This window comes from Amycolatopsis sp. NPDC114503 (assembly GCF_055633655.1).
In genome coordinates, this window is record NZ_JBVKDT010000001.1 from 677,675 (window position 1) to 699,795 (window position 22,121).

Annotated in this window: 26 protein-coding genes; 10 read left to right on the forward strand and 16 right to left on the reverse strand. The window is 67.1% G+C overall.

Features of this window, described 5'->3' with window-relative positions:
- Nucleotides 1–37: 37 nt before the first annotated feature.
- Nucleotides 38–316 carry a DUF3311 domain-containing protein gene (locus ACZ7OI_RS03320; protein ID WP_344282736.1) on the forward strand — a complete coding sequence of 93 codons (279 nt, stop codon included), beginning with the start codon at nucleotides 38–40 and terminating at the stop codon, nucleotides 314–316.
- A complete protein-coding gene (gene mctP / locus ACZ7OI_RS03325) occupies nucleotides 313–1,977 on the forward strand; it encodes a monocarboxylate uptake permease MctP (protein ID WP_470262586.1) in 1,665 nt (554 codons plus the stop codon). Before ACZ7OI_RS03320 ends, mctP begins: the two co-directional genes overlap by 4 nt.
- Nucleotides 1,978–1,984: 7 nt before the next feature.
- Here the strand turns inward: mctP and ACZ7OI_RS03330 are convergent, their stop codons facing one another.
- Both ACZ7OI_RS03330 and ACZ7OI_RS03335 read right to left on the reverse strand, forming a co-directional pair.
- Nucleotides 1,985–2,635, reverse strand: coding sequence for a hypothetical protein (locus ACZ7OI_RS03330; protein WP_470262588.1), 651 nt, complete (start codon nucleotides 2,633–2,635; stop codon nucleotides 1,985–1,987).
- A gap of 45 nt (nucleotides 2,636–2,680) precedes the next feature.
- Nucleotides 2,681–3,985 (reverse strand): pentapeptide repeat-containing protein, encoded by a 1,305-nt coding sequence (locus ACZ7OI_RS03335; protein ID WP_470262589.1) that lies wholly within the window; start codon nucleotides 3,983–3,985, stop codon nucleotides 2,681–2,683.
- Nucleotides 3,986–4,048: 63 nt separating this feature from the next.
- On the opposite strand from ACZ7OI_RS03335, the gene ACZ7OI_RS03340 reads away from it, so the two are divergent.
- Nucleotides 4,049–4,624 (forward strand): peroxidase-related enzyme, encoded by a 576-nt coding sequence (locus ACZ7OI_RS03340; RefSeq protein ID WP_470262590.1) that lies wholly within the window; start codon nucleotides 4,049–4,051, stop codon nucleotides 4,622–4,624.
- Here ACZ7OI_RS03340 and ACZ7OI_RS03345 read toward each other — a convergent pair.
- From ACZ7OI_RS03345 to ACZ7OI_RS03365, 5 genes are all read right to left on the reverse strand, one after another.
- Nucleotides 4,612–4,899, reverse strand: a complete 288-nt coding sequence (locus ACZ7OI_RS03345) for a hypothetical protein (RefSeq protein WP_470262591.1) — start codon at nucleotides 4,897–4,899, stop codon at nucleotides 4,612–4,614. The genes ACZ7OI_RS03340 and ACZ7OI_RS03345 overlap by 13 nt on opposite strands.
- A complete protein-coding gene (locus tag ACZ7OI_RS03350; protein WP_470262592.1) occupies nucleotides 4,900–5,829 on the reverse strand; it encodes a bifunctional helix-turn-helix transcriptional regulator/GNAT family N-acetyltransferase in 930 nt (309 codons plus the stop codon).
- Between the two features lie 261 nt (nucleotides 5,830–6,090).
- Nucleotides 6,091–6,240, reverse strand: a complete 150-nt coding sequence (locus tag ACZ7OI_RS03355) for a hypothetical protein (RefSeq protein ID WP_162836041.1) — start codon at nucleotides 6,238–6,240, stop codon at nucleotides 6,091–6,093.
- 256 nt (nucleotides 6,241–6,496) lie between these two features.
- Nucleotides 6,497–7,687, reverse strand: a complete 1,191-nt coding sequence (locus ACZ7OI_RS03360) for an AAA family ATPase (RefSeq protein ID WP_470262593.1) — start codon at nucleotides 7,685–7,687, stop codon at nucleotides 6,497–6,499.
- A gap of 130 nt (nucleotides 7,688–7,817) precedes the next feature.
- Complete coding sequence (locus ACZ7OI_RS03365) at nucleotides 7,818–8,576, reverse strand: MerR family transcriptional regulator (protein ID WP_470262594.1); 759 nt, start codon at nucleotides 8,574–8,576, stop codon at nucleotides 7,818–7,820.
- A 185-nt stretch (nucleotides 8,577–8,761) separates the two neighbouring features.
- Here ACZ7OI_RS03365 and ACZ7OI_RS03370 point away from each other — a divergent pair, with 185 nt between their 5' ends.
- On the forward strand, nucleotides 8,762–9,268 hold the full coding sequence (locus ACZ7OI_RS03370; RefSeq protein WP_470262595.1) for a DoxX family protein: 507 nt from the start codon (nucleotides 8,762–8,764) through the stop codon (nucleotides 9,266–9,268).
- 52 nt (nucleotides 9,269–9,320) lie between these two features.
- On the opposite strand, the gene ACZ7OI_RS03375 is transcribed toward ACZ7OI_RS03370, so the two are convergent.
- The gene (locus ACZ7OI_RS03375) at nucleotides 9,321–10,610 is read right to left on the reverse strand and encodes an acetyl-CoA C-acetyltransferase (protein ID WP_470262596.1); all 1,290 of its coding nucleotides are present in this window, start codon (nucleotides 10,608–10,610) and stop codon (nucleotides 9,321–9,323) included.
- 95 nt (nucleotides 10,611–10,705) lie between these two features.
- On the opposite strand from ACZ7OI_RS03375, the gene ACZ7OI_RS03380 reads away from it, so the two are divergent.
- Entirely contained in the window at nucleotides 10,706–12,040 is a 1,335-nt protein-coding gene (locus tag ACZ7OI_RS03380) for a 3-oxoacyl-ACP reductase (protein ID WP_470262597.1), read from the forward strand.
- 3 nt (nucleotides 12,041–12,043) lie between these two features.
- Complete coding sequence (locus ACZ7OI_RS03385; protein ID WP_470262598.1) at nucleotides 12,044–12,883, forward strand: MaoC/PaaZ C-terminal domain-containing protein; 840 nt, start codon at nucleotides 12,044–12,046, stop codon at nucleotides 12,881–12,883.
- Here the strand turns inward: ACZ7OI_RS03385 and ACZ7OI_RS03390 are convergent.
- Nucleotides 12,872–13,531 (reverse strand): TetR/AcrR family transcriptional regulator, encoded by a 660-nt coding sequence (locus ACZ7OI_RS03390; RefSeq protein WP_101436807.1) that lies wholly within the window; start codon nucleotides 13,529–13,531, stop codon nucleotides 12,872–12,874. The genes ACZ7OI_RS03385 and ACZ7OI_RS03390 overlap by 12 nt on opposite strands.
- Before the next feature lie 121 nt (nucleotides 13,532–13,652).
- Here ACZ7OI_RS03390 and ACZ7OI_RS03395 point away from each other — a divergent pair, with 121 nt between their 5' ends.
- Entirely contained in the window at nucleotides 13,653–14,297 is a 645-nt protein-coding gene (locus tag ACZ7OI_RS03395; protein WP_470262599.1) for an SCP2 sterol-binding domain-containing protein, read from the forward strand.
- A gap of 29 nt (nucleotides 14,298–14,326) precedes the next feature.
- Nucleotides 14,327–14,905: an SCP2 sterol-binding domain-containing protein gene (locus ACZ7OI_RS03400; RefSeq protein WP_470262600.1), complete on the forward strand. Its 579-nt coding sequence runs from the start codon at nucleotides 14,327–14,329 to the stop codon at nucleotides 14,903–14,905.
- Here the strand turns inward: ACZ7OI_RS03400 and ACZ7OI_RS03405 are convergent.
- From ACZ7OI_RS03405 to ACZ7OI_RS03425, 5 genes are all read right to left on the reverse strand, one after another.
- Complete coding sequence (locus ACZ7OI_RS03405) at nucleotides 14,902–16,017, reverse strand: DNA cytosine methyltransferase (RefSeq protein ID WP_470262601.1); 1,116 nt, start codon at nucleotides 16,015–16,017, stop codon at nucleotides 14,902–14,904. The two genes, ACZ7OI_RS03400 and ACZ7OI_RS03405, sit on opposite strands and share 4 nt — an antisense overlap.
- A gap of 10 nt (nucleotides 16,018–16,027) precedes the next feature.
- Nucleotides 16,028–16,456: a very short patch repair endonuclease gene (locus ACZ7OI_RS03410; RefSeq protein ID WP_470262602.1), complete on the reverse strand. Its 429-nt coding sequence runs from the start codon at nucleotides 16,454–16,456 to the stop codon at nucleotides 16,028–16,030.
- A 12-nt stretch (nucleotides 16,457–16,468) separates the two neighbouring features.
- A complete protein-coding gene (locus ACZ7OI_RS03415; RefSeq protein WP_378399322.1) occupies nucleotides 16,469–16,933 on the reverse strand; it encodes an FxsA family protein in 465 nt (154 codons plus the stop codon).
- Between the two features lie 75 nt (nucleotides 16,934–17,008).
- On the reverse strand, nucleotides 17,009–17,920 hold the full coding sequence (locus ACZ7OI_RS03420) for an SEC-C metal-binding domain-containing protein (protein ID WP_470262603.1): 912 nt from the start codon (nucleotides 17,918–17,920) through the stop codon (nucleotides 17,009–17,011).
- Between the two features lie 32 nt (nucleotides 17,921–17,952).
- Nucleotides 17,953–18,453, reverse strand: coding sequence for a P-loop NTPase family protein (locus ACZ7OI_RS03425; protein WP_470262604.1), 501 nt, complete (start codon nucleotides 18,451–18,453; stop codon nucleotides 17,953–17,955).
- A 436-nt stretch (nucleotides 18,454–18,889) separates the two neighbouring features.
- On the opposite strand from ACZ7OI_RS03425, the gene ACZ7OI_RS03430 reads away from it, so the two are divergent.
- Nucleotides 18,890–19,753 carry a hypothetical protein gene (locus ACZ7OI_RS03430; RefSeq protein ID WP_470262605.1) on the forward strand — a complete coding sequence of 288 codons (864 nt, stop codon included), beginning with the start codon at nucleotides 18,890–18,892 and terminating at the stop codon, nucleotides 19,751–19,753.
- 157 nt (nucleotides 19,754–19,910) lie between these two features.
- A complete protein-coding gene (locus ACZ7OI_RS03435; RefSeq protein WP_470262606.1) occupies nucleotides 19,911–20,087 on the forward strand; it encodes a hypothetical protein in 177 nt (58 codons plus the stop codon).
- 238 nt (nucleotides 20,088–20,325) lie between these two features.
- Here the strand turns inward: ACZ7OI_RS03435 and ACZ7OI_RS03440 are convergent, their stop codons facing one another.
- Complete coding sequence (locus ACZ7OI_RS03440) at nucleotides 20,326–21,510, reverse strand: hypothetical protein (protein ID WP_470262607.1); 1,185 nt, start codon at nucleotides 21,508–21,510, stop codon at nucleotides 20,326–20,328.
- Nucleotides 21,507–22,112, reverse strand: a complete 606-nt coding sequence (locus tag ACZ7OI_RS03445; RefSeq protein WP_470262608.1) for an ABC transporter ATP-binding protein — start codon at nucleotides 22,110–22,112, stop codon at nucleotides 21,507–21,509. Before ACZ7OI_RS03445 ends, ACZ7OI_RS03440 begins: the two co-directional genes overlap by 4 nt.
- Between the last annotated feature and the right edge of the window lie 9 nt (nucleotides 22,113–22,121).

The following is a 22,121-nucleotide window of genomic DNA, read 5'->3' on the forward strand; positions in this document are numbered from 1 at the left end:
GGCGGTCGCGTGTCACGTGAGTGTTAGGTGAGGTTCGATGTCCACTGCCAAACCGGGCGGTCGGGTGCGCGGGTTCCAGTTCAGTGCCTGGAACCTGCTGTTGCTGATCCCGTTGCTGATCCTGGTCACGCCGCTGTTCAACTTCGACGGGCCGCGGCTGTTCGGCCTTCCGTTCTTCTACTGGTTCCAGCTGGCGTTCGTCGTGCTGGGCGTGCTGTGCACCGGCATCGTCTACCTGGCGACCAAGGACAAGCCGCGCAACCAGGGCCAGGACGAGCTGAGCGTTGACGACTTGGACGAGGGGGACGCCCGATGAACAACATTCAGTGGGTCGAACTGATCGTCTTCGCGTTCCTGTTCGTCGTCGTCACCGTGCTCGGCTTCGTCGCCTCGCGCTGGAAGGCCGGCGGCAGCCTCGACCACCTCGACGAATGGGGTCTCGGCGGGCGCAAGTTCGGTTCGTGGATCACCTGGTTCCTGCTCGGCGGCGACCTCTACACCGCCTATACCTTCGTCGCCGTGCCCGCGCTCGTGTTCAGCGCCGGCGCGCTCGGCCTGTACGCGCTGCCTTACACGATCGTCGTCTACCCGATCGTCCTGCTGCCCGCGCTGCGCATGTGGTCGGTCAGCCGTTCGCGCGGCTACGTGACTCCCGCCGACTTCGTCCGCGGTCGTTTCGGTTCGCCGACTCTGGCGTTGCTGATCGCGATCACCGGCATCGTCGCGACCATGCCGTACATCGCGTTGCAGCTGGTCGGCCTCGAAGCCGTGCTGCGCACGATGGGCATCAACGGTTCCGGCATCGTCGGGCACCTGCCGCTGCTGATCGCGTTCGTGATCCTGGCGCTCTACACGTATCAGTCGGGCCTGCGCGCGCCCGCGCTGATCGCGTTCGTCAAGGACATCCTGATCTACATCGTGATCATCGTGGCGATCATCTACCTGCCCTCGAAACTCGGCGGCTGGGACCACATTTTCAGCACCGCCAAGGAAACGCTCGCCAAGCCGAACCCGAAGACGGGCAAGCCGGCCGGGTCGATCCTGCTGACGTCGAGCAACCAGCTGCAGTACGCGACGCTGGCGCTCGGTTCGGCGCTCGCGCTGTTCCTGTACCCGCACTCGCTCACGAGCGTGCTCGCCTCGCGCGGCCGCAACGTGATCAAGCGGAACATGGTGGCGCTGCCGGCTTACTCGTTCGTGCTGGGTCTGCTGGCGCTGCTGGGCTACGTCGCGATTTCGGCAGGCGTCAAGCCGCTGACGAACGCGGCCACCGGCAAGCCGGACGGCAACACGATCGTCCCGCTGCTGTTCGATTCGCAGTTCACGAACTGGTTCGCGGGCATCGCCTTCGCCGCGATCGGCATCGGTGCGCTGGTGCCCGCCGCGATCATGTCGATCGCCGCGGCGAACCTGTGGACGCGCAACATCTACAAGGAGTACATCCGCAAGGACGCGACGCCGAAGCAGGAGGCGAAGCAGGCCAAACTGGCGTCGCTGGTGGTCAAGCTGGGCGCGGTGCTGGTGATCATCCTCATCGACCCGCAGTTCTCGATCGACCTGCAGCTCATCGGCGGCGTGCTGATCCTGCAGACCCTGCCCGCGGTCGCCATCGCCCTGTACACGCGCTGGTTCCACAAGGCGGGCCTCATCGCCGGCTGGATCGTCGGCATGGGCTGGGGCCTGATCATGCTGTACGGAATCCCCAACCCAGCCAACGGAAAACTCCACTTCGGCGGCTCCGCGCTGGCGATGGGCAACCTGTCGATCTTCGGCTGGCACCCGTTCAGCGGCACCGGTCTCGCGGTGGTGCAGATCTACCCCGGTTTCGTGGCTTTGATCGCGAACATCGTGGTAGCCGCGGTGGTTTCGGTCATCGCACGGGCGCTGAAGTGGAGCCCGGGCAACGACGAAACCGCGCCCGAGGACTACCACGCCGACGAACACGACAAGGACCTGCGCCCGATCGGCGCGCACTGAGTCCTTTTTAGACAGAGGCCCCCTCGCCGTCGTCCGGCGAGGGGGCCTCTTCTGTTTTGCCGATCATTGCCTTCGCGACGATGTAGAGCACAACCGAGTTCAGCACATGCCAGAGGAAATGCGTGCCCGCTGGGAAGTCCCCGCAGACCACCTCGTCAATGCTCCGAAACGCCAAGGACAACGCGAACACCGCGGCAGCCATGGTGAAGTCCAGCCAGTACGAATCGCGCTTGACCCCCAATGCGACGGCGAACCCCGCGAGCCCGACGAGCGCCGGCAGGTACAACCCGCCGCCGAGCGCCACTGACGCGACCGTGAGTGCGAGGAACGCCGGTGCGCCGAGCCAGGCCCACTTGGCTTTGGCTTTAAAGAAGACCCGGGGAAAGAGCGCGGCGTAGAACAGCACGAAGAGCAAGATGGCGGTGGAGTCGGCGACCGCGCCCCATCGGGTGGCGACCAGGTGAAACACGCTGCTGGCAACGAAGACCAACCCGATCAGGACGGCGAGCACCCGCCCGGTTCGCTGCCCGTTGGCATACCACCAGACCATCCCGGCGGCGACGAGAAAGGCCAGGTTGGCCACGTCGTTGAGCGGCTCGCCCCAGAGTCCGGGCGCGGTGCGCTCGCAGTAACCGTCCACGTACGCGGTCCAGTTCACGGGGGTAAGCAAACCCCTTCCGGGTGAACGGGGTACATCCGGGGGTCAGGTGGTTCGGGTCAGCGGGGCCCAGCCGTCCTCGGGGTCGCCGAGAGTCCATCCTTCCGGCCAGTTGTGCAGCACCGGTCCCTCGCGGTCCAGCCGCACTAGGGTGCGTCCAAGTTCGGATGCCCCGGTGAACTCCGACTCTCCGAAATCGAAGTCTCCACCGAATCGGACCTCGTAAAAACTCACCGGGCCGTCGAAACGGATCGAGCGCAGACCCGCATAGCGCTGGAAGGACACGCCCGCAAAGGACGTGCTGTCGGCGAAACGTGACCTGTGCAGGGAGACGTCGTGCCTGAACTTCGCGTGGTCGAACGAGGTGTGCCCGCCGAACCTGGCTTGCTGGAACGCGGCGGGTTCGGCGAACACTGAGCCGTCGAAGGAAGTTCTGCCGCGGAACTTCGCGTCGCGAAAACGTGCGTCGGCGAAGGTCGCCATGTCGAAATGCGCGTCGGCGAAGCGGACACTCGAGAACGTCGCGGTGCCGGTGAAGTCCGCACCGCGGAAGTCAGCCTCTACGGGAAATCTCGCGTTCTCGAAGTCCGCCGCCTCGCCGAAACTCGCTCCGATGAAACCGGCGCGGACGGTGAACACCGCGCCCGCGAAGTTGGCGATGCCGGTGAAGGTGGTTCCGGTGAAGAGGATGGTGTCGAACCGGCATTGGCCGAAATCGACCTGGTCGAGGTTCGCCCCGGAGAAATCGAGGTGCAGCCCCGGCCAGTGTCGCCCGTCAGCCGGGCGGGAATGGTTCGCGATGATCTTCTGCGCAGTCCGCCGAACCTGCACCTCCTCCACTGTGTCATCGGACGGCATCCGGAGATAAGCGCACAACACATCGGCGATCATCTGCCGCAGCCGACCATCCGCATGGTCCTGCCCAAGCCGCTCCAGCGCGTACAACCCGCCCAACCGCACCGGCGCTCGGTCCGACCCAAGCTGGTCGACAGCCTTCCCATACTGCTCAGTCACCCGCCGAGCGAGCGCATCCTCCCGAGTATCAGCGGCCGTACGAAGCTGATGTTCCCGAGTGTCCGCGGCGACCTGTTCCGCAAGCCGATGCGCCGCCTCCTTCTGCAGCAAGTCCAACTCCGTCGACCGCTGCCGTCGCACGGCCAACCACAACGCCACCGCGCCACCCAGCCCGACCCCGAGCGTGCCACCAGTCCGGATTGCATCCAGCTGGGCCGAATCCGGCGCGAAGGCGAGCAACACCCACACCGCCACCGCGGCAAGCGCCACCATCGCCGGAAGCCCAGCCCAGATCACCCACCGCGGTATCGGCCGCAACGCCGGTCGCTCGTCCATCCGGCTACCTTGGCCCACCCGACCCCCTGCCGTCCGCCGATCGCGCGGGTTAGCGTGGGCGGCATGACCAACCCCGTGAGCCGGTTCCCCGTGACGGAACTCGAAGACCTTCCCGACGATCTCCGCGAGCGCATCGGTGCCATCGCGGAGAAATCCGGCTTCACACCGAACATCTTCCGCGCGCTGGGTCACCGCCCAGCCGAGCTGAGGGCTTTCCTCGACTACCACGACGCGCTCATGGAACGCGACGGTGGACTCACCAAAGCCGAACGCGAACTGGTCGTCGTAGCCACCTCCGGCGCGAACCACTGCACTTACTGCATCGTCGCGCACGGAGCGATCCTGCGGATCCGCGCGAAGGACCCCGAACTGTCCGACCAGGTCGCGACGAACCCGTGGCAGGTCGAACTCGACGAGCGCGGCCGGGCGATTGTCGATCTCGCCTTGGCGTTGTCCCGCGATTCCGCGTTGTTCGGCGAGGGCGACCTCGCGATGGCGCGCGAGGCGGGGCTGTCGGAGGACGAGATCTGGGACGTCGGCGCGATCACCGCGTTGTTCGCGATGTCCAACCGGCTCGCGCATCTGACCGCGCTCAAGCCGAATCCGGAGTTTTACTTGATGGGGCGTCAGAAACGGTAGAACGGGCCTGGCAGGTCGCGGCTCATCTCGAACCGGGTTCGCAGCCAGCCGCGCAGGCGGTGCACCGGTTTCGTCCACGCTCGCGGCGCGGGCCCGAAATACCTCGGGTCCGCGTGCGGGGTGAACGCGTCGCCGGTCAGGATGACCGCGGCGTGGCCCAGCGGGCAGTGGCCGGACACGGAGATCACGCCGCGCGTCAGGTTCTCGACCCAATCGACCTCGTCGACGCCCAGCAGCGTCCGGCGATCGCACACCGGGCAGTACAAGACGAACATCTATAACTCCCGCCGCCAGGTTTCGCCGGTCACGAGGGGGCCGAACGCGTCCGTCTTCTCCTCGCCGACGAGTTCGAATCCGGCGCTGCGGTAGATCCCGCGCGCGGCGGCGAGCAGCGACAGCGTCCACAGTTCCATCGCGCGATACCCCTGCGCCGCGGCGAATTCGACGCATTCGCGCACCAGGCGTTTGCCGACGCCGTGTCCGCGCGCGGCCGGTTCCAGCAGGAGCAGCCGGAGTTTCGCGGTGTCTTCCTCGTCGCCGGGGGTGCAGAAAATGCTGCCGACCCGTTCGCCGTCGAGTTCGGCGATCCAGCCGGCCTGGCGCGGGTCGTCGCGGCGTTCGGCGAAATCGGCGACCACGCGCGCGACCATGGCTTCGAAGCGTTCGTCGAGGTCGTACTCCTCGGCGTACAGCGCGCCGTGCCGGTGCACCACCCAGCCGAGGTCGCCCGGCCGTGGCGCGCGCACGGTGACCGCCGGTTCCGGTGCCTGTTCGCCGACGAGCGCGGTGATGGTCCCCATCGCGCCGAGCAGGCGGCGCTGGTCGGCGTCCGCGAACTGGTCGAGGAGACCGCCGATCTGGCTGGCCGACCGGTGGTCGAGATCGGCGAACGCGGCGTGCCCTTCGGCGGTGAGCGTGACGAGCTGGCGGCGCGCGTCGTCCGCGCAGCGTTCGCGGGTGACGAGGCCGCGGGTTTCCAGGCGGCCGAGCAGCCTGCTCGCGTAGCCGCCGTCCAGTGCCAGCCGTTTGCGCAGATCGCTGACCTGCAGCTGGTCCTGTTGGGCCAGTTCGAACAGCACCCGCGCTTCACTCAGCGAGTACTCGGCGTCGGCCGGTCCCTCGTCGAGGACGCCGATCACTCCGGTGTAGAGCCGGTTGAAAGCGCGAACCGTGGCGACGCGTTCGGTGAGGACTGAATCCGGCACGGGGACCACCTTGACTCGATCGTTGACTGAGTCAAGCATCTCCCCGCCGCCCGCTCGGGGCAAGGGAATTCCCCCGGTGGTGGACACGGGGCGAGAATGGTCCAGACATATGGAAACCCCGTGATGCTGCCAGGTCGGGGGTCCGCCAGCATCACGGGGTCGTAGTGGGTATCGACGCGGCTCTCCGCGGCGTTACACCCAGGATTCGCTGTGGTCTAGATCACTCACGTGAGTGACACACCAACAGGTTGGTTGTGCAGGTCAGCGCATGAACGGCTGACGCGCCTGGGCGAGGGCGATGAGCTCCTGCCGGACCGTCGAGGTGGCCGCGGTGTCGATCGCCCGGTTCAGCGCCCGGCGAGTGCGAGCCTCGGCGCGACGGGCACGGAGCTTGGCGGCGATGTTGCTCATGGTCTCTTGCATCCCCTTCAGAGATCTTCGGTGGCTGTGTCTCTAGTATGCACCTTTTTTCACAAGGAAGCCAACGAATCTACGGTGACATGGGGCACTTGCCGAAGAATCATCGGCACTCTCCTGAAGATCGCCGGACAGATCGCGTGTCGGCAGTCACAAGCCGCTAACGCGCTAACGTCCTCTACGGCTATCTAGCAAAATTCCTATAAATAGCTAGGCAGCCGCATAGACCGGTAGCGAGAGGAAGATTCGCTCAGTCGCGGCCGAGCAGGTAGTGCCCGAAGTGCGGCACGGTGAAGGCGATCTGCCCGCGTTCGGCGGAGTAGACCAGGCCTTTCTTCATCAGACTGTCGCGCGCCGGCGACAGAGACGAAGGCTTGCGCCCCAGGTAGACGGCCACATCGGCGGTGCCGGCGGCCTCGTCGCGGCCTTGGGTCATCTCCGCCATTGCGAGCAGGTACTCGCGTTCGGCGGGCGTCGCGCGTTCGTAGCGCGACCCGAAGAACCCGACCGCCAGCTCAGACTCCGCCTCAGGCGCGGCGACCTGCACGTCCTTGACTGTGATCGGGTCCGCGGGCGCGGCGTCCCAGGCGGCCTTGCCGTAGGCCTGGATGAAGTACGGGTAGCCGCCGGAGGCGTCGAAGAGCGCGTCGAGCGCCTCCGGTTCGATCCCGGCCTCCTCGCGTTCTATCGGAGCCATCACCGCGTAGTCGGCGTCCTCGCGGCTGAGCCGGTCGATGCGCGAGTACCGGAAGAGCCGCTCGGAGTACGACTTCGACGCCGACAGCACCGCCGGCACATGCGGCAGCCCCGCCCCGACCACGACCAGCGGCGCGCCGGATTGCGACAGCTCATGGCAAGCCGCGCACAGCGCCGAAACGTCGTCCGGCTGCAGGTCTTGGATCTCGTCGATCAGCAGCGCGACGCCGGTGCCGACGTCCGCGGCCAGCTCGGCGACATCGGTGAACAGCTCGACCAGGTCGATCTCGATGTCGCCGGAGTCCGCCCGGCCCTGTGCGGCGGGCACGTCGATGCCGGGTTGCCAGCGGTCGCGCAGTTTCGCGTCCGGCTTGTTCGCCTTGAGCGCGAACGCCTTCAGCACCCCGAGCACTTCCTCGACCCGGTCCGGCGCGCGATGCCGCACGGCGAGGTCGCGGATCGCCCGATGCAGGGCCGCCGACAGCGGACGCCGCAGTTCCGCGTCCGGTCGCGCCTCGATCTTGCCCGCACCCCACCGGTGCCGGACGGCCATCGACCGCAGCTCCCCCAGCAGCACCGTCTTGCCGACGCCACGCAGGCCGGTCAGCACGAGACTGCGTTCCGGCCGTCCGCGAGCGACGCGTTCGAGAACGACCTCGAACGCCTTCAGCTCCCTTTCCCGGCCTGCCAGCTCCGGCGGCCGCTGCCCGGCGCCGGGCGCGAAGGGATTGCGGATGGGGTCCACTCTGTCACCGTATCGAGGTATCTAGAGCTAGCCCGATATTCGCGCATATACAGCTAGTGCGTGTCGTAGAAAGATGGCCGGGTCTGCAGCCCCGTCCATCCTTACCCCCAGCGCCTACTCTGACGGAGCGTTAGTCCGTCAGGTTCCGCTCCGCGTAGATCTTCATCGCGTCGCGGATGTACTCGGCGGTGCCGGGGCCGTGCTTCTCGTCGTACGAGCCGTACCGCGGGTCGTCGACATACATCTGTCCGAGACCGGTGAAGTAGCACTTCGAGACGGTCCCCGCGGCGGGTTGCAGCCAGGCGTGCAGCCGTGCGGTGACAGCCTGCGTCTCGTCCGAACCAGGGTCGTAGCCGTCCTTGCGGGCAGCTCCGAACGCGGCCGAGATGTCCAGCTGTTCCTGCTGGAAAGCCTTCTTGTCGGCCTCGGTCAGCGACTTCCACCACTGGTTGCTCTTGCGGTAGGCGTCGGCGCCCCAGCGCTGGGTGACCTCTTCCTTGTACTGGGTGTGGTCGAACCCGTCGAACATTTCCTCTGCCATCAGTTGTTCACCTCCCTTCAGTTTCCGAAGCGTGGTCCGTACGGAATCGATCTGCCGCCCGATCCGCTGCTGCTCTTGCTTCAGCAGCGCCAGGTGCGTCTCGAGTGCCGCGACACCGTCGCGTTCTCCGTCGAGCACCTCGGCGATCGCGGGCAGACCCAAGCCCAGTTCGCGCAGCAGCAGGATCCGCTGCAACCGGACGAGTGAGTTCTCGTCGTAGTAGCGGTAGCCGTTGCCGCCGATCCGCGTCGGCGGCAGGAGCCCGACGGCGTCGTAATGCCGCAGGGTCCTGCTCGTCGTGCCCGCGGACCGGGCGATGTCCTGGATCGACCATTCCGTCCTGACCACGGCTTCGACGGTAGAGGTTGACGCAGCGTCAAGGTCAAGCCCGAAGCCCGATAGAACTGTCTAGGGGAATCTAGGGTCAGAGCAATATTCGCCTAGGTATCGCTAGCTCGGTTCGGCGGGGAGCGTGGCGGGCAATCCCGGTTGTAGGTTCTTCTTCAGGGATTCCAGACCAGAGAGGCGAGACCGTGATACTGCGCCGGGTGGCACGTCCACTGCTCGCGTCGATCTTCGTGTTCGGTGGCATCGGTGCCCTGCGCGACACCCAGGGCCACGCGAAGGCGGCCGAGCCGTTCCTCACCGAGACCTTCGACAAGGTCGAGGGCCTGGTTCCGGACCAGGTCCCGCGCGATCCGGCCACGCTGGTGCGGATCGACGCGGCGGTCAAGATCGGAGCCGGGCTCGCACTGGCGAGCGGCAAGGCCCCGCGGCTGGCGGCGGTGGCGCTGCTCGGGTCGCTGGTGCCGACGACCCTGTCCGCGCACCGGTTCTGGGCGCTGACCGATCCGGCCGAGAAGCAGGCTCAGCAGATCCAGTTCATCAAGAACGCGTCGCTGGCCGGCGGGCTGCTGCTGGCTGCCGGCGACACGGCGGGCAAGCCGTCGCTGGGCTGGCGGGCCCGGCGCGCGGCGAAGAAAGCGGGCAAGCGCGCCGACAAACTGGCCAAGCGCGCGGAGAAGTCGCTCACCGACTGAACGCACGAAAAAGGCCGCCGCCCGAGTGTTCGGGCGGCGGCCTTTCGCGCGCTTACTTCTCCAGGATCGCGGTGACGCCCTGGCCGCCTGCCGCGCAAATGGAGATCAGGCCGCGTCCGGAACCCTTCTCGTTCAGCAGCTTCGCGAGCGTCGCGACGATCCGGCCGCCGGTCGCGGCGAACGGGTGTCCAGCCGCCAGCGAGGAGCCGTTGACGTTGAGCTTCGTCCGGTCGATCGAGCCGAGCGGCGCGTCGAGGCCGAGCTTCTCCTTGGCGAACGCCGGGTCCTCCCACGCCTTGAGCGTGGCGAGCACCTGCGAAGCGAACGCCTCGTGGATCTCGTAGAAGTCGAAGTCCTGCAACGTCAATCCGGCGCGCTCGAGCATCCGCGGCACGGCGTACGCCGGGGCCATCAGCAGACCCTCGTCGCCGTGCACGTAGTCGACAGCGGCGGTCTGGCTGAATGTCAGGTACGCCAGCACCGGCAGCTTGTGCGCCTTCGCCCACTGCTCGGTCGCGAGCAGGACGGTCGACGCGCCGTCGGTGAGCGGCGTCGAGTTGCCCGCCGTCATCGTTCCGTCCGGGCCGCCGTAGACCGGCTTGAGCTTGGCGAGCTTTTCGACCGAGGAGTCCGGGCGGAGGTTCTGGTCGCGGGCGAGCTTGAGATACGGCGTGACCAGGTCGTCGAAGAATCCGCGGTCGTAGGCGGCGGCGAGGTTGCGATGGCTGGTCGCGGCCAGTTCGTCCTGCGCCTCGCGGGTGACGTCCCAGACCTGCGCGGTGAGCGCGGCGTGCTCCCCCATCGACAGGCCGGTGCGCGGTTCGGCGTTGCGCGGGATCTCCGGCACGATGTGGCCCGGACGGAGCTTCGCGACCAGCTTGAGCCGGTCGCCGAGCGTCTTCGCCGCGTTGAGCTGCACGAGGATCTGGCGCAGGTTGGCGTTCACCGCCAGCGGGGCGTCACTCGTGGTGTCCACGCCGCCCGCGATCGCCGAATCGATTTCCCCGAGGGCGATCTTGTGGGCGACGTTGATGACTGCCTGCAAGCCGGTGCCGCACGCCATCTGGACGTCCGAGGCCGGGGTCGCGGGCGAGAGCTTGCTGCCCAGCACGCTCTCGCGGGCGAGGTTGAAGTCCTTGGAGTGCTTGAGCACCGCGCCGGCGGCGACCTCCCCGATCACCTCGCCCTGCAGCGAAAACCGGCTGACCAGACCGTCCAGCGCGGCGGTGAACATGTCCTGGTTCGAGGCCCGGGAGTACGGGCCGTTCGACCGCGCGAAGGGGATCCGGTTCCCGCCGACGATCGCGACCTTGCGCACCGCCGGGGTTTTCCTGGTCGCCATGCCGTCCACCTCTCTGGAGTCGTGCCTTTCACACTGTAACCTACTAGCGAGTAGGTTAGACTGCGACGTGACGCAGACTGCACGGGAGGCACGTGATGGCGGACAGGTACCAGCAGTTCACGAGGACCCCGCTGGGGAAATTCGTGGTGCCGAAGCTCGGCCTGCCCAACCCCGCGACGTTGCGCCGGTACCGTCCCGGCCAACCCGCACTCGAGGGTCCCGCACTTCTCGGCGCCGCGCCTGGCGGACGGCTGGAGAAGAGCGTTCGGGCGCAGCTCACCGAGGCCGGCATCGAGGTGATCAGCGCGCCCGCCGACCGGCACGCGGCGCTGGTTTTCGACGCCACCGGCGTGAAGGATCCGGGACAGCTGCGTGAGGTCTACCGGTTCTTCCACCCGGTAATCCGCAAGGTGGGTTCCTCCGGCCGGGTGGTCGTGCTCGGCACGCCGCCGGAGCTGGCCGAGGGCCGCGAGCGGATCGCGCAGCGCGCGCTGGAGGGTTTCGTCCGCTCGGTCGGCAAGGAACTGAAGCGCGGCGCGACGGCGCAGCTGGTGTACGTCGCCGAAGGGGCGGAGGACGCGGCCGAGTCGACGCTGCGGTTCCTGCTGTCGGCGAAGTCGGCGTTCGTCGATGGCCAGGTCATCCGCGTCGGCACGCACGCGAAGACCGCGCCCACGCCGGAGAACTGGGACAAGCCGCTGGACGGAAAGGTCGCGCTGGTCACCGGTGCGTCGCGCGGCATCGGCGAGGCGATCGCCGAAACGCTCGCCCGCGACGGCGCGCACGTGGTCGCGCTGGACATCCCGGCTCAGGGTGGCGATCTGTCCACTGTGGCCAATCGGATCGGCGGTTCGGCGCTGCAGCTGGACATCACTGCCGCCGACGCGCCGGCCAAACTCGCCGAGTACCTGACTTCCCGCCACGGCGGCGTGGATGTCGTGGTGCACAACGCCGGCATCACCCGCGACAAGACGCTCGGCAACATGACCGAGGGCGGCTGGGATTCGGTGATCTCGGTGAACCTCGCCGCGCAGCTCGCGGTGAACGACAAGCTCCTCGGCGACAAGATCCTGCGCGAAAACGGCCGGGTCATCGGGGTTTCCTCGATCGCGGGTATCGCGGGCAACGTCGGCCAGACGAACTACGCGACGTCGAAGGCGGGCGTGATCGGGATGGTGAACGTCGGCGCGCCGCAGCTCGCGGAGTACGGCGGCACGATCAACGCGGTCGCGCCCGGGTTCATCGAGACCAAGATGACCGCCGCGGTACCGCTGTTCATTCGCGAGGCCGGACGTCGGCTGTCCAGCCTCGGTCAGGGCGGACTGCCGGTGGACGTCGCGGAAACCATTGCCTGGTATGCCAATCCGGCGTCGGCCGCGGTCAACGGGAACCTGGTCCGCGTGTGCGGCCAGGCGCTGCTGGGGGCGTGAGCTATGGCCGTTCGTGAAGTGACGAGCGCGCCAAGCCTGGCGACGCTGTACCCGAAAGCCCTGCTCCGCCGAGGCGGCGGCTCGACTCTGCCGACTACGGAGTTGGTGCGGCCCGAGGTCGTCGTAGACCCGGCACATGTCGCGGCCTACAACGAAGTTTGCGGATTCCGCTTTTCGGACGAGCTTCCGGCGACGTATCCGCACATGTTGGTGTTCGGACTGCAGATGGCGTTGATGACCGAACCGGGTTTCCCGTTCCCGCTGCTGGGTTTGGTGCACGTCGAGAACCGGATCACGCAACACCGTCCGTTGCTGCTCGGCGAGACGTTCCGAGTGAGCGTGCGCGCGGAAAACCTGCGCCCGCACGAAAAAGGCAGCCAGTTCGACATGGTGAGCGAGGTCCGCTCCGGCGCGGACACCGTGTGGAGCGAGGTGTCGACTTATCTCCGCCGCACCGGCTCAGGCTCTGGCTCTGGGGGTCCGCGCACTCAGCTGACACCCCCGAAACCGTCCGCGTTGTGGCACGTCCCGGGCGACATCGGCCGCCGCTACGCCGAGGTTTCCGGCGACCGCAACCCGATCCACCTGCACCCGCTGACCGCGCGCCTGTTCGGCTTCCCGCAGGCGATCGCGCACGGGATGTGGACGAAGGCGCACGCGCTGGCGTCGTTCGAGGGCCGGCTGCCGGACGCGTACAGCGTGGCGGTGCGGTTCAAGCAGCCTGTGTTGTTGCCCGGTCGCGCGGCGTTCACGACGTGGCAGACCGACGACGGGTGGGCCTTCGAGCTGTGGCACGCGCGGAAGCCGAAGCCCCATTTGGACGGGGTGATCTCAGCCCTCTGAGGGCTTCCAGACCTGCCCCTCCACGAGGTCGTTGAACCCCAGCCACACCAGGTTCATCAGCCACGACGCGAGCACGCCGTCGGAGATCTCCGGGTGGTCCAGCGCCCAGTCGGCCAGCGATTCCGCCGCGCCGACCAGCGCGGCCGCCAACCCGGGCCCGGAGAACTCCGTCTGCTCGCCGAGGCCCTTGCGCGTGCCCGCAGCCACCACCAGCGCCGCGACCAGCTCGATCGCGCGCGTGCGCATCGCGGTGATCTCCGCCGCGAACCCGCCTCCGACCGTCAGCGCCTGGCGGTGCAGCACCGTCCAGGACTCGCGGTATTCGGCGACGAAGCGGTAGAACGAGCGCAGGCCGTGCCACAGCTGCATGTCCGGCGGGAGGTCGGGCTGCACGCCGGCCTGGATGGCTTCCAGCAGGCGGGTCGCCTCGCGCTGGATGCTCTTGCCGAAGAGGTCTTCCTTCGAGCCGAGGTAGGTGTAGATCATCGGCTTGGAGACGCCCGCGACCTCGGAGATCTCGTCCATCGACGCCGAGTGGTAGCCGTGCTGGGAGAACACCTGCACCGCGGCGTCCAGGATCTGGCGTTCACGGACCGCCCTCGGCAGCCGTCTCGCTCGCTCGGGTGGGCGCTGATCTTCGTCGGGCACGGTGGTTGTTTCCTCCCTCTCGCTGGCACGGACGGTACCCGGAGCCAGGCCCCCGGCGTTGCTTGCCGGGCTACCTACTCACCGGTAGCCTTACGGCGGAAAGTTTCGGAAGGGGTGGAAGATGGCCGACAACCCGGAGGCGACCAGCTCTGACCTGGCCGGCCTGCGCGGGGTCGCGCTGCTGGACGCGCTGGACCGCACCGAAGCCGTCGACGCGAGCGCGCTCGACGTCAACGCGGTCGCGGACGCCATTGACCCCCGTGAGCTGGGCCGTTCCGACATGAACCGGCTGCTGGCGGCGCTGGTGCGGCTGTCTGAGCAGGTGCCGGCGTTCTCGCTGGACAAGGTCGACCCGACGAAGTTCGCCACGCTGGTCGCGCGGGCGTCGCGGGCGCAGCTGGAGGCCGTGGTCGCCGAACGCGCGCTGCGGGAGCGGGTGCTGGACGAAATCTTCGCGCGCATGGGAGCGCACATCCGTGCGAAGTCGCTGCACGCGGTCGTGCACTGGCGGCTTTCCGGCGGCACCGGAGAGGGCGGCTACGACCGCTACGAGACGGTGCTTTCCGACGGCACCTGCACCGTGTCCCGCGAAATGCGCGAGAAACCCCGCGTGACGATTACGCTTTCGCCCGTGGACTTCTTCCGCATCATTACTCATCAGGCAACGCCCGCGGTCCTGTTCGTGACCGGAAAACTGAAGGTCAAGGGCGATCTGGCCTTCGCAGCCGGGTTGGTCGGCCACTTCGACCTCCCCCGACCGGCCTGAGCCGCTCCGTGTCCCGCTGGCGCTCGCGCATGCGTGCCGCGCACTCACCCGGTGAGCACGCGGTGAACGGTTTCGCCCGCACCCTCGAGGTGGGCAAACTGACGCCGGAGCAGTTCGTGCAGGTCCTGGAGACGCTGCACATGCTCGGCACGGCCGGAGCCGGCATCGACATCGGCTCGCTGACCACCCAGGCCCTGGTGGACGTCGTCGCGTCGGCGACCCGCGAGCAGCTGAAAGGCATCGCCGACCACGACGAACTGCGCGCGGTCTTCCTGGACGAGATCTTCCGCCGGATGTCGGAACACTTCCGCCCGGAACGAGCCCGGCACGTGGACATCGTGGTCTCCTGGCGCTTCCCGGCTGGGGACGATTTCGACCGCTACCAAACGGTCATCGAGGACGGCCTGTGCGTATCGAGCACCGACCTGGCCCGCACCCCGGACACGACGATCACGGTCGCCGTCGAGGACTTCATCCGGATGGCGACGGGGAACGCGGCGGTGGCGGCGATGTTCGTGACGGGGAAGGTGAAGGTCAAGGGCGAGTACGCGCCTGCGGTGCGGTTGTCGGGGTATTTCGACATTCCTAAGCCGACTGGGGCGGACTAAACCGCGGTCTCCAAGCTCATCTCCCCACGCGCCAACGGCATCAGGTAATTCTCCGACAGCCACTGCACCACCGGCACGCACACCGCGTCCCCGAAGCCGAACAGCGCCTGGTTGTTCCGCAGCCCGTCCAGCGCGTACTTCCCCGCGCCCATCAGCCGCGCATACTCCCGGGGCGTCATCCATCGGACTCGCACCGAGCCCCGTCCAGCCTGAACAACGGCCTGCTTAGAAGACCCGCCGCGGGCAGTGCGCAGGCAGCCGGAGATGTCGTCCGGCCGGACTTCCCACACCGGCTTCCCATTCCGGGTCCGGCGGTAAGCCGTCCGGTACACCAGCGTCTTTCCCGCCTTGAGCTGCGTCAATCGCTCCAACTGGAGCGGCGAAAGGGACCCGATAAATCCCGAGGTACGAAGCGGATTCCACCAACGCTCGTCGTCGGCGGGCAGGCGTTCGACAGCGGCAGACAGCCCGGTGACCAGCAGCGGAGGCGGCGCGGGCAAGGCGGCGCGATGTGTCCGCAACGCAGGATCAAGCGCCAGCCAAGGCGGGCGGAGCGGCGACGGCGCAGGTGAGTCAGGGGGCGGATTCTGCGCACCAACGATGAACAACCGCGGCCGCGATTGCGGGACGAACCGCCGGGCGTCCAGGGCCAGGACGTCGGCCGAGTAGCCGAGGCGGTTGAGTTCCTGGATCGCCGCGCGGAGATCGTCGCCGCCGTGGCTGGTGGCTAGGCCGACCACGTTTTCCAGCGCTACGACGGGCGGACGATCCGGGCCCAGTTCGTCGAGGATGCGGGTGAATTCCCAGAACGTCGACGAGTGCGAGCCCGCTAATCCGCGACGCCAGCCGGCCAGCGAAAGATCCGTGCAGGGGAAGGACGCCCAGGCCAGGCTGAGGCCCGAGGGCAGGTCAGCGCCGCGCAGGGCAGCGACATCGCCCAGGACGTACTCGTGCGCGCCTCGGTCGTTGAAGTGTGCCTCGTACATGGCTTGCTTCGCCGGTTCGATGTCGTTGGACCACGCGACGTCGAAGCCGGCCGGTTCCAGGCCTAGGCGCACGAGACCGATGCCGGCGAAGAATTCCGCGGCGGTGGGCTGACCCGGTAGAGGCATGGCACCAACATTAATGGGGCCGACGTTCCTTCACGGTCTCGATCACCCGAGACGCGGCGACATCGGTCGCTTCGTGTTCCCAGATTCGCACGGACAGCCAGCCCGCTTCGAGCAGCAGTGCGTCGGTATTCGCGTCCCGGCGGCGGTTGGTTTCGATCTTGGTCCGCCAATAATCCGCATTGTTCTTCGGCCACGTGCCGTGTTCCGGGCAGCCGTGCCAGAAGCAACCGTCCACGAAAACCGCCACTCGGGCTGGGCCGAACACCAGGTCAGCCTCGCGGCGAACACCTTTGACCGGACGTCGGTGCACTCGATAGCGGAACCCGGCGGCGTGCAGGATCTTGCGCAGCGCCATTTCGATCCCGGTGTTGCGGGACTTCTGTTTGCTCATGCGGGCGCTCACCGCGGAAGTCGTTACCAGCCGCTCCACGGGAGTCATTGTGGCAAAGGCTCAGCCTTCGACGATCCGGCCTTCGATCACCGGGTGGTTCGACGGCCGCGGTTCCTCAGTGACGACCTCGCTGTCCACCACCATCACCGGGCCCCGACGCTGGTTGGCGTACCGGACGGCGCGCTTCTCCGCACGGCGCAGCCAAAACCGCCGGGCGACGGAACGGGTCGGCGGGAGCAGGAACAGCAGGCCCAGCACGTCGCTGACGAAGCCGGGCACCATGATCAGCACGCCGCCGAGCGCGACGAGCATGCCGTCGGTCAGTTCCTTCTCCGGATTGCGGCCGGACTGCGCGGTCGCCATGAACGCGCGCATCGCCTTGCCGCCCTCGCGGCGCGCGAGCCACGAGCCCACGAACGCGCCCGCGATCAGCAGACCGATCGTGCCGAGCACACCGACGACCGAGCCGACCGCCCAGATGGCGGCGACTTCAGCGATGACGTAGAGCAGGAACACGACAGCCATATCCAGTGAACGAACGAGTGCCGTGATTTGCTCCCGAGTAGGGATAAGCGCAGGTCAGCTGGCCGCCGTACGCGGTCAGGAGAGGTTAGGACGGCCGCAGCACTTCTTGTATTTCGCGCCCGAGCCGCACCAGCAGGGCTCGTTGCGCGCGGGGGGCCAGCTCAGCGTGCAGCCTTCCTCGAAGATCTCGTTCATGCAGGCCAGCCGGGTGTCTTCCGCGGCTGGGTCGCTACCGGTACGGGTCGCGAACTCCCGGAGTTTCGCGGTGGTCAACGGGACCATCAAGATCCGGGCGATGCCCGTCTCGGACAGCTCCCGGTTGTCCGCCTCTCGGTCGGCGACGATGGCGTCCGCGTCGGCGTGTGGAACCAGGTGCGGCCAAGCCTCGTACGCGAGGGGAATCTCGTCGCGGGGCCAGAACAGCACTCGCACTTCCCCCGGAGGCGCGGGCGGGGCGGCAGCAGGGTCCAGATCCGAAGGGCCCTGGACCGACTCGTCCTGCTCGTCCGGAGGCAACCCCAGCGCGCGGCGCACCCGCCGGCGAGCGGTCAAGATGTGGTTCGCGTGGGTGAAGAACCCGGACTCCGTGTTCCGGCCGGCCGGCTCTTGCTCGGACAGCCGGGCTACGGCCAGGTCGAACCAGGCCAGCGCCTGCTGAAGCTCTCCACGGTGCTCCAGCAGCTCTGCGGCCAGGTGATACGGCACCGGTGAGGACAGTCGCTCACTCCGCAACTCGTCCAGGCAGGACTGGGCCTCCTCGGCCCGGCCCAGGTCGAACAGCACCTCGGCGAGTTCGACCCGGGCGTTGCCCCCTTCCTCGCCGCCCAGCACGACAGCCTGGGTCAGCAGTGCGACGGCGCGGTCGTCGTCACCGGCCTGACGCCATGCCTGTGCCGCTTCGAACAGGATCTCTCCCCGCTCATCGGGATAATTCTCCAGCTCGGCTTCCAGTTGTGCGGCGGTCTCCGCGGCCGTTCCCGTCCTCATGGAAGGCACTTTATTGCTGGCCCGGCAAGCGATCACCGCAGGCGCTGCAGGAAGGCGGACACCTCGCGGGGCGAGCGCAGCAGCACCTGCCGCGCCGCCGGGGCTTCGGTGGCGATCCGGTGCAGCATCAGCGGACGGCGGGTCGGCCACTTCCAGATCCACTGGACCAGCTCGGCGTCGATCTTCGACACGCATCCGGGAGCCTGCGTTTCCTGGCCCCATTCGCGCAGCTGCCGCCGCACGACGCGGGACAGGCAGACGTAGCGCGAGGCGTCCAGCAGCACGACGGTGTCGGCGAACGGCAGGCGCAGGTCGAAGGTTTTGCTGTAGTTGCCGTCGATCACCCAGCTGTCCGTGCTGGCGGCCTCGGCGACGGAAGCGCGGAACTCCTCTGGCGAGGCCGGGACCCAGCCGGGACGCCAGTAGAGCCGGTCCAGATGTGTGACCGGGAGGTCGAGGGCGGTGCCGATTTGCCTGGCCAGGGTGGATTTTCCGGCCCCGGAGCATCCGGTGACCATGATGCGTCGGCCCATGGCGGGAAAGCCTAAAGCTAGATCGGGACGAAACTCGCGGCAATTAATCCGAGCACCAGGAGACGCTGTCGCGTCAGTGCGCCGTCGCAAGACGCAAGGGGCGGCCGAGTGCGCAGTTGGTGGGGACGACAGCGATGAATCGCGGTCTGCTGATGTCTCACCGCCCTGTTCGCCAGCCTAGTAGTAACCAGATCTTCGCCTCTGACCAGCAAGAACGCTGCTATTAGGGGTCGGTTGCGGCTTGCCTAGACATGCAGGTCTTGCTGACGTCGAGCGGCAGCAGCAAGTTCGGCAGGGTGCCCTGGCAAGGCTGCGCCGGGAGATCCGATCTCGTGAACTTTACCGATGCGGCGGCTAACTGCGGCTGTTTTGAGCGCTCTCCCCTATACGGTCGCGCGGTTGCCCGCTCGGGGCAGCGAACGTGAAAGGATGGAACTTGGCTAGAACTGACCAGATCGAGTCTGGCTTCGGTGCCGAGGGGGGGAAGCTCAGCACCTCCGTCATGAAGATCTCGCCTCGGGTTGCGGAGCAACTCCTGGAACTCAACAAAGAGAACCGCAAGCTCGATCGCGAGACAGTAGACCTGTACGCCGGTGCGATGGCTCGTGGTGAGTGGATGTTGAGCCACCAGTCCTTGGCCATCGATGACTGCGGCGTCTTGTTGGACGGCCAGCATCGGCTTGCTGCTGTGGTCAAGTCGGGCATGACCGTGTCGATGTTGGTGGTGCGCGGCGTCAGCCGGGCCACATTCAGCGTTGTCGACACTGGGCGGCGCCGCAGCGCAAGCGACAGTCTCCGGATGCGTGGTGCGACAGACGTTTACAACCTCGGTGCGTCTCTTCGTTACTTGCACCTTTACAACACGGTGGCTCCGAATGCGACATGGACGGGAAGCAAGTCGAGGTTGAGCAATGACCAGGTGCTAGTTGAGCATGAAAAGCATCCTGAAATGATCAATTGTATTCGCAAGGCCCGTCCGGTGGCGGCGGCAACGGGGATCATCACCTCGGCCTGTGCAACGGCGATTTACGTCGCTTCTACAGCTGCGCCTGAGATCGATGCGGATCTGTGGTTCATCGGACTGATCACCGGTGCGAACCTCGCCGAGGACGACATAAGGCTGAAGTTCAGAACGTACTTCGCCAACGCGCGTGCGGCGAGGGGCAGGCGGCGGATGGATGCTCGCGAGCATGTGGCCGTGTACCTGAAAGGGTGGAATGCCTGGGTCCGTGGCGAAAAACGGCAGTATCTTGCCTTTAAGAAAGGAGAGCCTATGCCCAAGCCGATCATGGCATTGTAAAAGATGCGCCGGACAGGAGATGGCCCTCCTGTCCGACGCGGAGGGAGCCGTGTAACAGTGACTCGTCGGCAGGCCCCGGCTGCAGTTTAGACCGGGTGAATCACAAAATCCAGTTATGCCTGAAAATTGAAAGGGTAAAGTGCGCAAGCAAGGGCGTGTGCCGGTCGTGCAGCTTGAACGGACCATAAACGATGTGCTGGCAGAAAATCAGAGCATCGCTGATGGGGCGAAGAAGCTTGGTGTAACGCAGGAAAGTCTCGTGAAGCGCGTGAACGGTTACAGTAGGGTGGGGCGGGAGTTTCTTGAGCAGGAGGAGCGGCTGACTGGACGCTGATGAGTACATCGCATCGGCAAGAAGTATCGGTTCGATAGTATTCATTATGAATGAAGGAGCGGGGGCCTGCTGCTTTCTGTTGATCTTGAATCAACGGACTTCGGGCCCCTGCTCCGTCAACCTATACCGCTAGCCTATTTGCCAAGCATCATGTCCGATGTCGGCAAGTTCGCCGCGGATACTCGCTCGGGATTGAACTTGCAGCCCGAGCTGTCGAAAACGAATATGAGGTCGGTGGCTAGACCGGGATGAAACCCGCCGCTGCCAGCCCGAGCACCAGGAGATCCGGGCCCCGGACGAGCTGCCGCACCAGTCCGGCGGGGATCAGGACTCCCTCGTACAGCACCATCCCCATCGAGCTGAAGTCCAGCGGGCCGCGGGTCACCGAGCGCACCGCGGACAGTGCGGCGATGAGGACGGCGACGACCGCGTTGACCGAAGCCGGAATGCCCAGCAGCAGGACCACGCCCGCCCAGACCAAGGCGAGCAGGCAGAGAAAAGCGCAGGTCACGGCATGCAGACGGAGGTTCGACGCGTCCAGCCAGCGCCGCAGCCCGGGCACTCGATGCAGCTGCGCGACCGGCGCGGTGAACGGCAGCAGCGCCAGGTAGCCGCCGATGCCGAGTAGCCACACCGACGTTACGGCGGGGAAGGTCGCGTGGGTCGCGACTACGGCGAGTGCCAGGAAGACCGGCAGACCCAGCGTGTACCGGCGTGCGAGAGTCCCCGTGACGACATACCGGGTGACGATGAAGCGACCGGCCAGCGCGTTCCGCCACGGTACTGGGCGTCCGGCCGGGAGCAGCGCCCAGACGTCCAGGAAGGCGGCGGACGTCCGGCGCACCATGCGTTCGGTGTAGTGCCGGATCAAGGTGTCGCGAGAAACCGTGTGCGGCAACGGAGAGGACCGCGCCAACGCGCAGGCGGCGACGGCGGCGGCGGCCACGTATGTCCACAGTGGAACGACCAGGGCCACTGCGAGGGTAAGCGGGAGAAGGGATTCGCCGGGTAACGAGCGGCGGCGGCCCATCGCCAGCGCCAGCGCGGCGACGACCACGAAAAGCACCACTGGACCGACGAGCGAACTGGGGAAGCCGATGAGCATGCCCGACACCGCGAAGAAATACGCGGCGACCCCGAAGCGGGCGGCCCAGTCCAGCACGAGCCGGTGAGTGAGCGCGGAAGGACGCTGGCCGTCGAAATCGTCCCAGGTCAGCGTGGCCGGATGGGCCCACAGGTAGCCGCGGCGCAAGGTCGCGCGCCAGGCCAATGCGAGGCCGGTGCACAGCACGAGCAGGCTGCCGAGCGCGCCTACCGGAGCACCGCCGATCAGCTGGCTCCGCACCAGTTCGGTGTTGTAGAACGGCGATCCCAGCAGCCCGACCGCGATCACCAGCGCCAGCACCAGGTCCGGACGTTTCACAGGTCCACCACGTAATCCGCGACCTCGTCCGCGAGCGGCGGGTGATGGCTCGCCACGACCACCGCCGCGCCGCGTTCCGTGCTGGTGCGGACCAGGGTGGACAGCCAGGCGCGACCGTCGGCGTCCAGGGCGCGTTCCGGTTCGTCCAGCAGCAGCACCTCGTGCGGACGCGCGACCGCGGCGTGCAGCAGGAGCCGGCGCCGTTGTCCGGCGGAGAGTTCCGACGCGGGCACATCGGGAGCCGGTACCGGACCGTCGGCCAGTTCGCCGCCGAAGGAATTGCGCAGCAGGTCGAGATGCTGGCGCGGGGTGAGCTCGTCGAAGAGCGCCGAATCGTCGAAAAGCACCGAAACCCGGCGGCGGAAAGCGGCGGACCGCTCGTCGGGCGGTCCGCCGCAGACGGACACGGAGCCGGACGTCGGCACCTGGTTCCCGTAGAGACAGCGCAGCAACGTCGACTTGCCCGTCCCGTTGGCACCGCGGACGACCAGGCATTCGCCGGCGTCGACGGCCAGGTCGAGACCGCTGAACAGCTCAGTCTCGCCCGCGGTGACCCCCAGGTCTTGAGTGGTGATGAGCACGAAACCCCCTCGGCTGATCATCCCAAGATA

Bases quoted from the DNA above. Each gene is read 5' to 3' on its own strand.
- ACZ7OI_RS03320 (WP_344282736.1), top strand. From the start codon at position 38: ATGTCCACTGCCAAACCGGGCGGTCGGGTGCGCGGGTTCCAGTTCAGT.
- mctP (WP_470262586.1), top strand. From the start codon at position 313: ATGAACAACATTCAGTGGGTCGAACTGATCGTCTTCGCGTTCCTGTTC.
- ACZ7OI_RS03335 (WP_470262589.1), bottom strand. From the start codon at position 3,985: ATGGACGAGCGACCGGCGTTGCGGCCGATACCGCGGTGGGTGATCTGG.
- ACZ7OI_RS03340 (WP_470262590.1), top strand. From the start codon at position 4,049: ATGACCAACCCCGTGAGCCGGTTCCCCGTGACGGAACTCGAAGACCTT.
- ACZ7OI_RS03345 (WP_470262591.1), bottom strand. From the start codon at position 4,899: ATGTTCGTCTTGTACTGCCCGGTGTGCGATCGCCGGACGCTGCTGGGC.
- ACZ7OI_RS03355 (WP_162836041.1), bottom strand. From the start codon at position 6,240: ATGAGCAACATCGCCGCCAAGCTCCGTGCCCGTCGCGCCGAGGCTCGC.
- ACZ7OI_RS03375 (WP_470262596.1), bottom strand. From the start codon at position 10,610: ATGGCGACCAGGAAAACCCCGGCGGTGCGCAAGGTCGCGATCGTCGGC.
- ACZ7OI_RS03380 (WP_470262597.1), top strand. From the start codon at position 10,706: ATGGCGGACAGGTACCAGCAGTTCACGAGGACCCCGCTGGGGAAATTC.
- ACZ7OI_RS03385 (WP_470262598.1), top strand. From the start codon at position 12,044: ATGGCCGTTCGTGAAGTGACGAGCGCGCCAAGCCTGGCGACGCTGTAC.
- ACZ7OI_RS03395 (WP_470262599.1), top strand. From the start codon at position 13,653: ATGGCCGACAACCCGGAGGCGACCAGCTCTGACCTGGCCGGCCTGCGC.
- ACZ7OI_RS03400 (WP_470262600.1), top strand. From the start codon at position 14,327: ATGCGTGCCGCGCACTCACCCGGTGAGCACGCGGTGAACGGTTTCGCC.
- ACZ7OI_RS03405 (WP_470262601.1), bottom strand. From the start codon at position 16,017: ATGCCTCTACCGGGTCAGCCCACCGCCGCGGAATTCTTCGCCGGCATC.
- ACZ7OI_RS03410 (WP_470262602.1), bottom strand. From the start codon at position 16,456: ATGACTCCCGTGGAGCGGCTGGTAACGACTTCCGCGGTGAGCGCCCGC.
- ACZ7OI_RS03415 (WP_378399322.1), bottom strand. From the start codon at position 16,933: ATGGCTGTCGTGTTCCTGCTCTACGTCATCGCTGAAGTCGCCGCCATC.
- ACZ7OI_RS03420 (WP_470262603.1), bottom strand. From the start codon at position 17,920: ATGAGGACGGGAACGGCCGCGGAGACCGCCGCACAACTGGAAGCCGAG.
- ACZ7OI_RS03425 (WP_470262604.1), bottom strand. From the start codon at position 18,453: ATGGGCCGACGCATCATGGTCACCGGATGCTCCGGGGCCGGAAAATCC.
- ACZ7OI_RS03445 (WP_470262608.1), bottom strand. From the start codon at position 22,112: ATGATCAGCCGAGGGGGTTTCGTGCTCATCACCACTCAAGACCTGGGG.